This is a genomic window from Sphingomonas piscis (genome assembly GCF_011300455.1).
Taxonomy (GTDB): domain Bacteria; phylum Pseudomonadota; class Alphaproteobacteria; order Sphingomonadales; family Sphingomonadaceae; genus Sphingomicrobium; species Sphingomicrobium piscis.
This window is the reverse complement of record NZ_CP049869.1, coordinates 1035505-1049003: the sequence shown is the minus strand read 5'-3', so window position 1 is coordinate 1049003 and position 13499 is coordinate 1035505. Positions and strand designations below refer to the sequence as shown.

The 13499-nt window shown below is 56.0% G+C and carries 13 protein-coding genes and 1 tRNA gene; 3 read left to right on the top strand and 11 right to left on the bottom strand.

The features are described 5' to 3' along the window. Positions 1–29: 29 nt before the first annotated feature. From G7077_RS05145 to G7077_RS05135, 3 genes are read right to left on the bottom strand one after another with little or no spacing between them, the layout of a single operon-like run. Positions 30–467: a hypothetical protein gene (locus G7077_RS05145; protein ID WP_166410779.1), complete on the bottom strand. Its 438-nt coding sequence runs from the start codon at positions 465–467 to the stop codon at positions 30–32. A gap of 50 nt (positions 468–517) precedes the next feature. After that, on the bottom strand, positions 518–1318 hold the full coding sequence (locus G7077_RS05140) for an undecaprenyl-diphosphate phosphatase (RefSeq protein WP_166410778.1): 801 nt from the start codon (positions 1316–1318) through the stop codon (positions 518–520). A gap of 4 nt (positions 1319–1322) precedes the next feature. Further along, the gene (locus tag G7077_RS05135; protein WP_166410777.1) at positions 1323–2285 is read right to left on the bottom strand and encodes a complex I NDUFA9 subunit family protein; all 963 of its coding nucleotides are present in this window, start codon (positions 2283–2285) and stop codon (positions 1323–1325) included. Positions 2286–2373: 88 nt separating this feature from the next. On the opposite strand from G7077_RS05135, the gene G7077_RS05130 reads away from it, so the two are divergent. Together G7077_RS05130 and G7077_RS05125 are read left to right on the top strand one after the other, a co-directional pair. Next, positions 2374–2460, top strand: a tRNA-Leu gene (locus G7077_RS05130). 179 nt (positions 2461–2639) lie between these two features. After that, a complete protein-coding gene (locus tag G7077_RS05125) occupies positions 2640–4037 on the top strand; it encodes a site-specific integrase (RefSeq protein WP_166410776.1) in 1398 nt (465 codons plus the stop codon). 495 nt (positions 4038–4532) lie between these two features. Here G7077_RS05125 and G7077_RS05120 read toward each other — a convergent pair whose 3' ends face one another. The 6 genes from G7077_RS05120 to G7077_RS05095 all read right to left on the bottom strand — a co-directional run bounded on the left by G7077_RS05120 (position 4533) and on the right by G7077_RS05095 (position 9605). Further along, positions 4533–4781: a hypothetical protein gene (locus G7077_RS05120; protein WP_166410775.1), complete on the bottom strand. Its 249-nt coding sequence runs from the start codon at positions 4779–4781 to the stop codon at positions 4533–4535. Positions 4782–4819: 38 nt separating this feature from the next. Then, complete coding sequence (locus G7077_RS05115) at positions 4820–6379, bottom strand: hypothetical protein (RefSeq protein ID WP_166410774.1); 1560 nt, start codon at positions 6377–6379, stop codon at positions 4820–4822. A 31-nt stretch (positions 6380–6410) separates the two neighbouring features. Beyond that, positions 6411–7577 (bottom strand): hypothetical protein, encoded by a 1167-nt coding sequence (locus G7077_RS05110; RefSeq protein WP_166410773.1) that lies wholly within the window; start codon positions 7575–7577, stop codon positions 6411–6413. Continuing rightward, complete coding sequence (locus G7077_RS05105) at positions 7577–8281, bottom strand: phospholipase D-like domain-containing protein (protein WP_166410772.1); 705 nt, start codon at positions 8279–8281, stop codon at positions 7577–7579. The genes G7077_RS05110 and G7077_RS05105 overlap by 1 nt, the downstream gene beginning before the upstream one ends. A gap of 188 nt (positions 8282–8469) precedes the next feature. After that, positions 8470–8919, bottom strand: a complete 450-nt coding sequence (locus G7077_RS05100; protein ID WP_166410771.1) for a hypothetical protein — start codon at positions 8917–8919, stop codon at positions 8470–8472. After that, a complete protein-coding gene (locus tag G7077_RS05095; protein ID WP_166410770.1) occupies positions 8916–9605 on the bottom strand; it encodes a hypothetical protein in 690 nt (229 codons plus the stop codon). The genes G7077_RS05100 and G7077_RS05095 overlap by 4 nt, the downstream gene beginning before the upstream one ends. Positions 9606–9730: 125 nt before the next feature. Between G7077_RS05095 and G7077_RS14275 the strand changes: the two genes are divergently transcribed. Beyond that, entirely contained in the window at positions 9731–9859 is a 129-nt protein-coding gene (locus tag G7077_RS14275) for a hypothetical protein (RefSeq protein ID WP_281347058.1), read from the top strand. Positions 9860–10415: 556 nt separating this feature from the next. Here the strand turns inward: G7077_RS14275 and G7077_RS05090 are convergent. Next, on the bottom strand, positions 10416–11045 hold the full coding sequence (locus G7077_RS05090) for an ATP-binding protein (protein ID WP_166410769.1): 630 nt from the start codon (positions 11043–11045) through the stop codon (positions 10416–10418). After that, positions 11020–12882, bottom strand: a complete 1863-nt coding sequence (locus G7077_RS05085) for an ATP-binding cassette domain-containing protein (protein WP_166410768.1) — start codon at positions 12880–12882, stop codon at positions 11020–11022. The genes G7077_RS05090 and G7077_RS05085 overlap by 26 nt, the downstream gene beginning before the upstream one ends. Positions 12883–13499: the final 617 nt, after the last annotated feature.

The window sequence follows — 13499 nt, the reverse complement described above, 5'->3', positions numbered from 1 at the left end:
TGTTAACGAATTGGTCTAGGCGCTGCGGCTCAGCGCTTGGGATAAGTTGGGGATGGAAGGTTCGCGGTTGCCTTCTCCACCTCTGCCGCCGCTTTCTGCAAGCCTTCCACTATCGCCGGCAGCGCCGTGGACATCGCTTTCATGCCCGCCTTCATCGTCTCGCCGCTGTTCGCCAGATCCGCCTTCAGCTTGCGGTCGAAGTTCGGATCCCTGCGACGGCCGAGGTCACGGACAGTGGTGCGCTGATCGGCGCGGGTCGCCGGCCGGCCCTCGATAGCTGCCTGGAGCGGGCCCACGGGCATGTTCAGCAACGCGTCACCAAGTGCCGGCAGCACTCGCGTCAGCTGATCGGTGATCGCTGGATCGTTGAGCGCGCGCTGGATCTCGGTGGCGTCGGGCACCGCCGGCTGGGCAGCGGCTGGAGCAGCAGCGACTCCAAGGAGTGCAAAAGCGAACAGGCTACGCATGATGGACCCTTGCCAATCAACAGCTTAGCAGAAGCTGAATGCCAGATGTATCAGCGCATTCCCAGCCAGATCAGCGCCGCGGCTCCGGCAATGATCCGATACCAGGCGAATGGGCCGAAACCGAAGCGGGTGACGATCGCCATGAAGGCTTTGACCACCACGACGGCGACGATGAAGGACACGAACGCACCGAGACCGATGTAGCCGATCTGGTCGGAGGTGATCTGGTCCCGGTGCTTGAACAATTGCAGGGTCGTAGCGCCGGCGAGGGTCGGAACCGCAAGGAAGAAGCTGAACTCCGCCGCCGTGCGACGGTCGACGCCGAAGCTCATCGCACCAAGGATGGTGGCGCCCGAGCGGCTGACGCCTGGGATCATGGCGAGGCACTGCACCAGACCGACCGCCACCGATTGCTTCAGCGACACGTTGGCAACCCCGCCGACATGCACCGGCTTGGCGAACCGCTCGACGATCAGGATGGCGATGCCGCCGATGATCAGCGCCCAGGCGACCACCACTGCGTTTTCCAGCAGAAGGTCGATATAGTCGCCAAGGGCGAGCCCAAGCACCACGGCCGGGAAAAAGGCGACCAGCACGTTACGGGTGAAAACCAGTGCCCCCGCTTCGACGCTGAACAAGCCGGTGATGACCGTCCAGAAGGTTCGCCAGTAAAGGACCACGATCGCCAGGATCGCGCCCGGCTGAATGGCGACGTTGAACAACTCCCAGTCGCCCGCCTTGAAGCCCAGCAACTCGGTAGCCAGGATCAAGTGGCCGGTGGACGACACCGGCAGATATTCGGTTACCCCCTCGACGATGCCGAGAATGATGACCAGCAGCAGGATCGGCACGGTTCTAGTTCGTCGCCGTCAGGTTGATCCGCCGCCCGGCAAAGCGGCCGCCGCGGTGGAAACGGCCAAGCCATTCGTGTCCGACCGCGCCTAGCGGCGTCGGCTTGATCCCAAACGCCTCCAGCCGTTTAGCATCTTGGGCGGCGACATTGTCCTGCTGGAGCATCGTCCATTGATCCTTGGTCAGCGGCGCACCCGGCAGCCAGCCGAACTTGGCGAGCATGGAGGCGGCGAAGCTCGGGACTTCAACGACATCGGGCGTCTGTCCCGTGAGTTCCAGGATCGTTTGGTGAAGATCGCGCATGCTCATTACCTCGGGTCCGCCGATCTCAAACGTCTGACCGCCAAAGGTCAGTGGCTCCAGTGTCGCACGGGCGATCGCCTGACCGAGATCGCGAACGTAAACGGGCTGGAACTTGGTTTGCGCGGCGACGATCGGCAGAAAGGGTAGCTGAGCCATGCCCGCAAATCGGTTGGTCAGCTGATCTTCGGGGCCGAATACCAGGCTCGGACGGATGATCGTCGCTTGCGGAAAGGCAGCGCGGACCGCCTCCTCGCCCCGGCCCTTGCTGCTGCCATAGGAAGATTGCGACGCCGCGTCGGCATTGATCGCGGACACGTGGACCAAGGCATTGGCGCCCTCCCTCGCGGTCGCCTCCGCGACGAACCTTGCGCCGTCCACGTGGACGGCCTCGAACCGGCCCTTGAGCACGCCGGGAAGGTTCACCACGGCGGTGGCGCCATGAACGGCGGCTTCAACGGAGCGCTCGTTCGTGATGTCGGCGCGAACATAACCGACCTGCCCAACCTGTCCGAGCGGCTGGATATGATGGGCCGTGCGGGGATCGCGCGACGCAACACGGACGCGGACGCCCGCCTTCAGCAGATATTCGCATACGTAGCGGCCGATGAAGCCGCCGCCGCCGAAAACGGTGACGAGCTGTTCCGCGGGTTCGAGACGTTCCATGGCCGCGTGCCCTAGCGGCTCCAAAGCGCCATTGACAAGGCGCCGCTTGCACCCCTATCCGCGCCGCCTGCCAACAAGACGACCCTGTGCCCAGGTGGCGGAATTGGTAGACGCACCAGCTTCAGGTGCTGGCGCTCGCAAGGGCGTGGAGGTTCGAGTCCTCTCCTGGGCACCAACCGTGAAATCCGCACTGAAAAGGTTGGGAAATCGTCCTCCAGACGGTCTCCCGAGCGTCAATGCTACGGTTCTCTGCTACGGCATGGTGCCCATAATTCGTCCGGAAAGTCCCTGAAATCTGCGGGATACCGTTCCTCGAGCTGCTACGGGACTATGCTACGGGAATTGCCCCGGCACGTGTTCGTTCGAAATGGCCGTTTCTACTTCCGGAAGACTCTTCCCGCCGACGTTCAGCGGCTGACCAGTAGAACCGAAGTTTGGCGATCCCTGCGCACCGACAGCCCAGAAATAGCGCTGCGCCGCCTGCCATTCATCGTGGCTCAGGTGGAGGCCGATATAGAGATGGCGCGCTATCAAGCCGGCCTAACCGTCGATGACGCGCTCTTAAGACCGTTTTCAGACGATTCGGGCCGTCGTGTCAGAAATTCGCAGGGATTGGACGTCGTGCCCGTCACATCTGATGCTCAGCGGCCTACCTCTACTTTGACGCTCGGTGCTGCCTACCAGCGCTACCTTGATGACCCCACCCACTCGTGGACGCAATCGACCCGGCAGGCATATGAGACCACGCGCGCCGTGGTCATCGCGGCCATCGGCGACGACAAGCCGATTGCGGCTCTCTCTCGTCTGGACGTGCGGGAACTACTGGAGGTGCTTCGGTTCCTTCCACGGAACTCGTCGAAGCATTTCCCGCGTCTAGCTCTTCGCGAAGCTGCCAAGCGCGCTGGTGCGGATGACACGATCACGCGGATCAGCACGGCCAATGCCAACGCCTACCTAGGCAACTTCTCGTCGTTCCTAAATTGGGCAGTGGGCGAGGAGATCATTCACCGCAATCCTGCTCGCGGGCTTCGTCTTCGTGACGAGGTGGCACGTCGGGACAAGAGACATCCGTTCTCACCGACGCAGTTGAAGCTGATCTTCCATGCCCCGCTCTATACCGGCTGCGCCGATGGAGAGCGGGGCTGGGATTCTCAAGGAACGCAGCGTCCAAGAAATGCTAGGTTCTGGGTGCCCCTGATCGCTCTTCACACCGGGATGCGTCTGAATGAAATCTGCCAACTTGATGTCACTGACATTCGTGTCATCGAGGAGATCGCCTGCATTTGTATTACCCGAACTTCGCTGGTGGGGAGCACCGACAAGAAGTTGAAGACCAACGTTAGCGAACGTATCGTGCCGCTCCATCGGAGGCTGATTGACCTCGGATTAGTCCGTTATGCGGAAGGGCTTCTAAGGGAGGGGCAGACGAAGCTCTTTCATGACGTTGATAGAGGATCGAAAGGCGTTCGTGCTGTCGCCTTCTCGAAGTGGTTCACGCGATTTCTACGACGGTCCGGAGCTAGCCAAGAGCGGACGAGCTTCCACTCTTTCCGCCACAACTTCCGTGATGAGCTTCGAATTGGTCGTGTGGAACACGAACTTGCCATGTCGTTAGGGGGCTGGGTCGGCGGGAAGTCGCTAGCGAGCGCCGTGTCAGAAAGTTACGGCTACGGGCATCGTGTTGCAGCACTCCATGACGCGATCAGCCAACTACACTTCTTCGACATCGATCTCTCGCACCTTGCGCGATAGATCGGTAGCAGCTCGAGGAACGGTATCCCGCAGATTTCAGGGACTTTCCGGACGAATTATGGGCACCATGCCGTAGCAGAGAACCGTAGCATTGACGCTCGGGAGACCGTCTGGAGGACGATTTCCCAACCTTTTCAGTGCGGATTTCACGGTTGGTGCCCAGGAGAGGACTAAGCGAAGCAGTATGGTTCGAGTCCTCCATCTCGGTCGATTTTTCTCCCATGTTTTCAGTGCTGGCAGGTTCGAGTCCCAGGAGAGGACTCACATCTCCCTGCCCGGGGTCGTGGTCGGTGGGATTATCATTTTGGTCGATCATCTGGGCATCGTCTGGATGGTTCTTCGACTCGTCAACCGCTTTTGGTCTGAGGCTCTTTTTGCGGCCCGCAGAGCGCGCCAGGACGGTTGAGGGATCATCTCCTGCGCCAACCTCGTGAACACGCTCACAGAGCAGCGGAGCGGGCCTGAGGTTGATGCAGATGATGGTTGACCGTCGCCTCAATAACGGTGGTCGATATCCACGCGATATTGCGCAGCTAGTTCCTCAGCGCGGACGATTGCGGTGTCGTAATCAGGGAACTCTTCGTCATCGACAACATCGATGTCGCCATCATCCTCGTCACCATCGCGCACCCAAGATGTCACTGACCAGCCCTTGCGGAACATCGCATCAGGATAGCCATCGAGATCATCGCCGAACTCGTCGCTGAACTCCCCTCCGCTCGGATTGCCACAGTCGCCGTCCACGGGATTTCCATCCTCATCGGCAACCTGCCTCTGCGCTTTCAGGCGACTAATCGGTGGGCCACATCGAGCATTTCAGATAGATAACATTCTCGCAACTCAAGCCAGTCGGGGCTGCTCCTCAGATCCTTCGCTGCTTGTCGCAAGGCAGCGCGGGAGGAGGGCAGACCTTGCCAGCGAGCCCCCGAGAAGATCACCTCGCCTGCTAGAATGAAGCCTCTCCGTTTCAGAGTTCTTTCCGCTCCTTGCCACAGATGGTTATCTGCCCACCTCTTCGCCTGGGGCGGCACTTCTAATTGCATTGCCCTGCGAATGTCGGGCCAGAATGCGATTCCGAAGAGTTTGAACGAGCGCGACTGGCGGATGGCTGCAAGCAAGGTCTCTTCCGTTGCTCGCCAGACAACCGGCCTTAGCGGTGTGAGGATGCGATCCGGCGCGATCCGTGCCCGTTGATGGCCTGCGTCTTGGACCCACTCGCGCAGGACAAACGCGGTTTCGCTCGGGTCTAGGAATTTGGGGCTAGGTGCATAAACTAGGACCCGCCCTGATGTGACACTAAAGGGATCTATTCGTAGGTGGGGCACCCCCAGCGCCCGGCGAAGGTCCGTGACTTTCACCACCTTAGGTTCGCCCTCGAGCATTCGTATGATGACGCGTCTGAGATGCTGTGGAAGTCCCTGTTCAGTCTGATCCGCAGCCAACTGTTGCAGGGCTATTTTGATTGCTACGTCAGAGGTGCTTATCAATGTTGCACGACTAGAGCGCCTTAGAAATTTTTCTAATTCGGGGAGATCAGCCTCGATGTTCTGTGAATCAGTCAGGCGCGAGGTCCACCTTTTGCAGGGGTTTTTAACCCAGCCTTCAACGGTGGATATCTCAGAGAGAAGTCCAAAATCCGGAATTGCGACTTCGGTGGGTAAAATGCGCGCGTCCGAACCGCGCCCGACGACGCAAACTTCAGCTCTGTTGCAGCAGAGGAACCATATCAGTTCGAGGTTGTGATCTGTGACGGGCAAGCCCGCACGTCTTAGAAGACTAGTCGCGAGCACAGAGCTTCCAGTCTGCGCAACATTGATCAAGCTCGCATCGATCTTATGGAGCTGGCGGAGCCGCGGCATCTGCGACCCGAACAGAAAGATCCAAGGACTTAGTAGGTGCCAACCTTTAGCTTTGTAAGCATGCTCCACCCGCCAGCTGTGCCGGAACATCGTGCAATCCGCTTGCCACATCTCGCTATTCCACAGGCTAGACAGCACAGAGTGAGCTGCGAGATGAGGATCATGCTGAACCAAATCGATAAGCCGGAGGTCTGCTGCCTTCTGAAAGAACAATGCACACAGATTCTCAATGACACCTTCGTCCGCACACGCGAGTTCCAGCGAGCGTATGGAAGCTCGACTACCAAGAGGGGCCGAGGCGACCTCATCCAGTAAAGGATGAGGATAGATGCTCGCTAGGTCCCGTGCAGCTGCCCGGAAGCACTGTAACAGGGCCGGCAGGGTCCCATCGCCGCGGGCAATCTCCAGTGCCACCAAAGCGTTGAAGTTCTCGCAGGTCTCATAATGAACTCCGAGCGGCTGAACAGGAGATAATAAGGCCATTCTAGAGCGCCGCGGCCAGAAACTATGCTGCTTAAGCTATGCCGCCTTCTCCTAGAACCTCGGACAGAACGTCCGCGTTATCCAAGTCATTCAAGCTGATTGGTCCCTTCGTAGGATCGAAGCCCGACAGGCGAACTTCTTCGATCACCTGCTGCATCATGTTGACGACCTTCCTAGGAGTGATCTCCACAAGTTGCGATACAATGGCATCGACTGCTTGGGGTTCGAACGGGAAGGCTCCCTTCGGCCCTGACGGATCAACGCGTGAGTTGTCCATTATTGCATTGATGAAGATCGACGCATCTGTCTTGTCCAGAAGATGAAGCTCAACTCGTTTTTGAATTCTGCTGAGAATGTAGTCTTCAAAGATGGTCGTGAACTCTGCAACTTCCGCAGAGAGGGCGATCACAACACAAAAACTATTTGGGCAAGAATCGTATATGTGTCGCAGGTTGTCATTGACCAATCGAGCTTCTTTGGTGGTAGTCCTAAGAAGGTCGTCCAATTCGTCGATGAATAGATAAGCGGCCTTCTTAAATCTATTCTTATGCTGACCAATGATGATTTCATGCACGAACAGATTCACCAAACGGGTGAACGTTACGACAGCTTGGTAGTCGCTTAATGAGCTCGGAGAGACTAGTTTCCGAATCTTTTCTTCGCTGTCGCCGCAGCTCAGGATTTCCCTCGCAAAGTTGGAGAGATCAACAGAGCCGATTAGTTTTTCGACGATGCTCTCATCGCGAACGTCGTGAGAAACCTTGTTTTCAATACGGTATTGATTGATGCAGCCGCCGAGGAAAGTTCGATAGGCCTGAATGTCTGCAATCAAGCGGGACTTTGCTACGATGTCGTCTTGGAACGCACCCGCAAAAGTAAGCTGCCCCTTTGCCTTCTTGAGCGTTGGAACGAAGTAACACACCGCGTCAAAATCATCTTCCTCACGGTTAAGGACGTAGTTCTGCGCCCAGAGCAAAGCGTGAGACTTACCAGTGCCGTAGCCACCATAAAGCATAACGAAGTTGGCGTTGCCTACTTGGTCGGCTCGCGTGCGGGTTAAAAACTTGAGTAGTTGCTGCTGCTGCTTTTCATAGCCAACCCAAATGTTGATCCGCGGGTCAGAAGCGTGGGTTGGGTTAGAGCGAAAGGGATTCCCGGTCAGGTTGCAGGCGCTATAAAACGCTTCAGGTGACAGCATCAGCTTATCCTTAGTTTTTGCCGTGAGGCATTGATTTTCAATTGCATGAGATCCTTCGAAGCCAGGGCTAGATAGGCTACGTAAGACTCCACATTGTCCCGCTCGCGACCGGGGAGGTTGTAGCATAGCTCCTCGTTGCCGGTGTCTCGATTGCAGTAAAACCCTTCCTGCGTGAGATTTGCCGAACCCAAGACGATAAGATCATCGGCCTTTTGCCCGTAGCCAAAACGAGAAGGATCAACTGCGAACACATACAATTTGCTGTGAAGGCGGTGATGGAACAGGAGGTCGATACCACGCCCTTCTAAATCGGCGAAAAAGCCATGGTCACTAAGCGGCGGCGGCTTGGTCACCAGAGTAATCTTGGTGCCATCCTCGATCCAATCGTCAAGGAGGCGACCCAGTTTACCCATACGGACCAAAAGTGAGTTCGTGAGGAAAGGGCTTACGAGGATTATTTCCTTATGCGGAATAAGCCTCCTGCCGTGAATGATCTGCCACAAGGCTGGCGTTCTTAGACTGCTGATAAGTCGCCCCGTCGATGAGTTAGTTTGCTCATTCGAAGTCGCCGGCCCCTCCACTTGGAAGGCAGCTGGCACATCAGCGGCAACTGATAGATCGTTAGGAGGAGCTAAGTTGTCTTCGATGGAGTGCGGACCAGCTCGATAGAGATAAACCTTTTCGCCCTTTTTTATGTAGATCACTCGGAATGCTGACCGGCCTTGGCTCACATACCGGATCCACGCATCCTCGATCCCATGGTATCGGTGGTCATTCACGTCAGGGCGGAATGACCCGTCACCTTCAAACAGTTTGAGAAAAACCCGCCTTGCGAAATTTGCGTCGGACTCGGACTGTAGATCAGCAATAAACGAAGGAAGAAAGCTACAGGTCATTTGGACCTCACAAGGATGCCGCCAATACTGTTGCGAGACGATCTAATCTCCAAGGGGGACTCAGCCCGCTGCTTTTCGGCATCAATCAGGCTCGGAAGGTCAGGCACGGGTCTCTTCGCAATTGCAAAAGCTGCCCCAACAGTGAGGTAAGCGATGGTTAGCGGCAGCTCGCGCCGAAGCATTGCTTTGGGACGATTGAGGGCGCGATAGAGCTCCACTTGAGCTCGCGAGACCTCCACAAACAATTGCCGATCAGTGTCGTCGAAAGAGTCGCAGAAGCTAGCGTTGACACCAATGAGGGCTGCTTTGGCGAGCTGCCAATAGTCAATTACCTTGTTCTCGAACTGGGTCGGGTTAATGCGGAATCGACTGATCTCATGAGAGAACGGCCACAGAACCACAGCTCCGCTGCTTAAAGTAAGGCCGATCTCTTCGAGATGGTTCAAGAGCTGGTTCGCAACCTCGGTGCGCCCTTGGTCTGAGTTAAAAAGCCCCAGCGAAACAGCCCAGTCACGACGGCGCGGTAGCACCTTGCGGAGATAATCATCGGACACCTCCACTGGGGAATACCTGCGCCGCGCATACTCTCTGTCCGTTTCGCGAGGGGCTGAGAACGCCGAGACTCACTTAGAGATTGCACTTTGCCAGCACCCCCAATGTTCGAAGTCTGCCTCTCAATACCGACGATGCGGCCCAGCTGTGACTGGATCTCTGGAGCCCTATATATCTTGAAGAGCACCTGCCGCTTGTAGGTGATGAGATCGGTTAGCCGAGTGACAAACTCGCCTTCGTCGAAATTCGAGCTGAGTGCATTTAAGAAAATCTCGCCGTCGTGCTCTACAATCAAAAGTAGTATCGCGGCCCTAAGAGCCACCTGGTCATCATCTAGCTGTCGTGCAATCGCGCAAAGGTCTAAACCGGACAAGACGTCCAGCTTAGTTTTCGATCTGTTGATCAGATTTAGAGCGGAGAAAAAGTCCCCGATATTATCGTTTCTGAGGTCCCATTTCTCGTGAACAAGAGACTGCCACATGCTCAGCGTAAGCTGGCCCTTCTCGATATAAATGTCGCACAGATCGGATATCCGCTCGAGAGTCTTCTCAAGCCCTACCGAGTAGCCGATCTTCCGCATGAAGATCTGATATTGCGCTGCGTCGCCTCCGATGATCATAACGCTAGATCGGGCTATACCCGCCGTGCGCGGAGACACGTGGCCGGATTTGCACCATGACAGCTCTGCTAGTGGAATGGTCACCAATGAAGCACTGGCCCGCGTCCAACACCCTGATCATGTCGCCAAAGTCGTTCAACGTCGTCCCAGACATCTTCATGCAGGTGATCGGCTTGGTCGGGATTCTGTTAGCCGCAGCGGAGATATCGGTCTGAAACGTAAGACGATGATTCAGGGTAAGATTCACTTGGCTTAAGATGCGGTCATCCACTGCAGATGGTTGTTGTGTAGCAAGGACAAGGGACAATCCAGCATCTCGACCTCGCTTCACGTATTCGACTAGCGCTGATCTTGCTGGAGATAGCTCGTCTTTGGGAGCAACGACATGGGCCTCATCGATTAGCAACCACACTCGGGTAGGCAGATCAGATCCGCCATCCTCATGGCCGAAGAAGTCGGCAACTTTCTTCTTGGTATGCCTCTCTCCCATGATTGTGAAAAGCTGCCGAGCTATTATGGCCGTGACCAGCGACTTATCTTGGTTGCGAAGGTCCCGGAGCATCAAGATGTTACAGAGGCCTGGCACCAGTAAGTCTCGAGCTGAGATGCCGTTGGAGGAAAAAAGGCCGGTCCGTTCGTAATCCTCAAGCTTGTAGAGGATTGCGTTCCGACTGCTGTCGGCAACCGCAGGCCAATTTGTGTCAGTCGCGATGTAAGACGTCATGTCCGTGATCGAGTATGCCTGGCCGTCAAGTGCCTCTATCGTCTTCGCTAGGATGTGCCCTTGGGGCCGTAAACCTCTTGGCCAAGCAATGCACACCACTCCGCATGAGTGACATCCTGCGGTCGAACTGTGAGCTCAATCTCATCGCCCAGAAATTTCGTGGTGCCAGGCGGAACGTAGAACCGCGTGTTCGCGAGGCCGGAGGCCTTAAGGTTCCACCTCGAAAGCTCTGCTAGTTGCTGTTCGTTCGCCGGGATGTTTTGGTTTGGAGGGAAACGCAGCGTCCAGAATTGGCTTTGTGTGTCGATGAGGATAGAGGTGATCGGGGTCACATCATTTTGAATAGCAGACGGGGCTTGAAGAGCAGATATCCCTTCGAGAATGACTCCCAAATCAAAGCTCTTCCCGCTGCCCCGTGTCCCTGTGATGTAAATCACGTGGGGAAAAGTAACGTCTAACCAAGCGTCGGCACCGAGATAACTTTTCCCCGCGGTAGATTCGAGGATCTTGCCGATATACGCTAGGTTGGAATACTCTCCTGGCTTTACAGTGCGTCCAAACACTACGTTATTGCCCTGCTGGACATATTGGACCTTCACCAACTGATCTTGCACGGCATACGGACTCTTTTCGAGAACCCGGGCAAAGTTCTCAGCCAGCTTGTTCGAGAAGCTCATCGTAGTAACTCCTGTAGCTGGTTAGGCGGGGCTCACCCCCTGTCCGCAGCTGAATAACCTGCGTGGGACGCAGAGCCTCTATAAAGTGGGCATGGTTCGCTGCCGCCACGAAAGCGATACGCCCGCCAGCCAACACGTTTTTACGAAGATTATGCGCCACTATCCTCGCGGTTATTGGATCTAAGTCAGCGCAAAACTCGTCAAGAAGCCAGACCTGCTCTTCTCGAAGAAGGAGGTCAGCGAGCATAGCTCGATACTGCTGACCGCGACTAAGAAGCTCAACCGGCTTCACAAGAACAAAGGCTTCCGAAAGCCCGACTTGGCTTAACGCGGCAAACGCCTTTTCAGGCGTATAACGTTCGGCAAAATAATCGAAGATTGGAACACGCTCGGGGAGGGATTTCAACCAACCGCAGGAGTAGTCGCGAGTGCCGTTTAAGCGCACCTGAAAGGTATCACTAGGTGCGGGCGACGGATCTAGCGCCCGAAGGAGAGCGCTCTTCCCAGAGCCGCTTGCGCCGACAAGTAGGATGATGTTGCCGGCTGAGGCTTTGACGGGTGTTGGGGGAACCACCACACTTTCTAAAACCTCGGCATCCAATCCAAATGCGTCCATAATTATTCGGACATTTCGCGTTTGCGGCAAACGGACAACGCTTTTCACAGCGACTGAAGCGATGTCCACACGAGCCTTCGCAACAGCGAACTTAGAACGACTCAAAGGCGTTTCCTGTCCTAAGTGCGACAGGTAAGCTTCTGCTGGTTTGTCGAGCCCACAGATGTAATAGGGTATTCTACTCCTCAGCACTCGTCGAAACGCGGCCCACTCTGCTGCCGACAGGAGAGCAATAGGATCCTCGTGCGAAAGCACGAACTCAAGCCGAAGAAGAGCCTCATCAAAGGTTTTTCGAGTTTCGTTGCAATAGCTTTGAAGAGCTACAACATACTTCTTCTGTAAGCTCATAATGCCTGAGCCAACATCGTAGCCTTTCCGCATGTAGGAGAGATCCTTCACGATGCGGTCGTAGTTTCCCTCAGTCCGGCCAGCGTATTTGAAACCGCATGAGGACACGAAATCGATGTAGTTCAGCATCTCTGCCGAAATTTCCATGAATAACGGGCGTCGGCCTCCGACCTGCCATCGAGTGGTCGAGTAGTCCTTAGCTGCTCCAATGAGCAGCCTAGCGAGGCCCAAGCCCCTGAGTTCAGGCTGAATAACGATGCGCCCAATTCGCGTTATGATGTTCACGAATTTCTTCATCGCGTGCTGATCCCATTGAGACCAGGACACTGGCCTTTCGGGATGGCTGAATGGACGATCAAACAACTCATGCCGCGGCTTGCACATCATCAAGGGCATTTGAAGCTCGATGTAGCCCGCTGCCTGCCACTGCCCGAGAAGACGAATGTAAAGCAAGACGACGGCCCTTCTTCCCCCAGAAGAAGATGCTTTAGGTCGCACTTCCGAAGAAAAAGCTTCCAGTTGATCGCCGACGCTTGCAAACGACTTATAATGAAACTGCTCGAGGTATCCTAGCGCCTCCAGATCCTCCGGACGGTTCACCTCCGTTAGCCGAAAGTCGAAAGGCAAGCTCCCAGACTTGGTGCTGCCACTTGTCTCAAAGTGGGGAGCTATACGTATGCGTTGACTTGGATCGTCAGCTGCGACGACGTAGATATTCTGCGGGTGCTCGGGATCAATGGATATGCGGTCGCCTTTACCTACGGACGCAAACCTCGGCACTGTCAAAAATACGCCGCGCCCCCCACCGTCAGTGACGGTAAGTTGCTTCCGATGCCCCTTGGGCACCGTGTTGCTAACATCGTATTCAACCATGAACCGGCACCTGCCGAGCGAGCCTCAGGCACACGCACCGCTCCGAGCTGCAGCGCGTGACCCCCATCTCCAGGAGATTAACGATCTGAAGCAGCGGCGCAAGGATGCTGGATTGAATATCCCCACCTTTGCAACATTGACGGACCGCGTTGCGCACTGAGTGCCTGACTTCACTTGCTATACGAATGAGCAGGGCGTCGCATTGTGGAGTTACATAGACGCAGTGGCTTCCAGCAGGACAGGATTTCAGCCTGAGATGCACGAGTTGGAAAGCCTATCCTTGGCGGAAGCTTGGGTCATCGCGTGCTGAAGGGTTACAGAGCGCGAGATCATGTTGTCGGGCTTGGCGGGCAATTTGAGCTGAAAACCGAAAAGCCACAAGAAGGAGCATCGATAGTATGGAATCCAGGGAAGCAGCCGACGTCACCGAAGGCGTCTGCCAACCACGCCAGTTACGCTACCCGATGAAAAACGTGTGAGATCGGGACAGTCTTCGAAGCACACTCCACTCCCCCAAGTGCAATGACGGCCTGTCCTCTGCTCTTACTCCCCATCGGGCAAGATATCTTACCGCAGCGAAGCGGAGGTTAGGTGCTACACATCCGTTGTCCTTGCCG

Bases quoted from the DNA above. Each gene is read 5' to 3' on its own strand.
- G7077_RS05145 (WP_166410779.1), bottom strand. From the start codon at position 467: ATGCGTAGCCTGTTCGCTTTTGCACTCCTTGGAGTCGCTGCTGCTCCA.
- G7077_RS05135 (WP_166410777.1), bottom strand. From the start codon at position 2,285: ATGGAACGTCTCGAACCCGCGGAACAGCTCGTCACCGTTTTCGGCGGC.
- G7077_RS05115 (WP_166410774.1), bottom strand. From the start codon at position 6,379: ATGGCCTTATTATCTCCTGTTCAGCCGCTCGGAGTTCATTATGAGACC.
- G7077_RS05110 (WP_166410773.1), bottom strand. From the start codon at position 7,577: ATGCTGTCACCTGAAGCGTTTTATAGCGCCTGCAACCTGACCGGGAAT.
- G7077_RS05095 (WP_166410770.1), bottom strand. From the start codon at position 9,605: ATGCGGAAGATCGGCTACTCGGTAGGGCTTGAGAAGACTCTCGAGCGG.
- G7077_RS14275 (WP_281347058.1), top strand. From the start codon at position 9,731: ATGAAGCACTGGCCCGCGTCCAACACCCTGATCATGTCGCCAAAGTCG.
- G7077_RS05090 (WP_166410769.1), bottom strand. From the start codon at position 11,045: ATGAGCTTCTCGAACAAGCTGGCTGAGAACTTTGCCCGGGTTCTCGAA.
- G7077_RS05085 (WP_166410768.1), bottom strand. From the start codon at position 12,882: ATGGTTGAATACGATGTTAGCAACACGGTGCCCAAGGGGCATCGGAAG.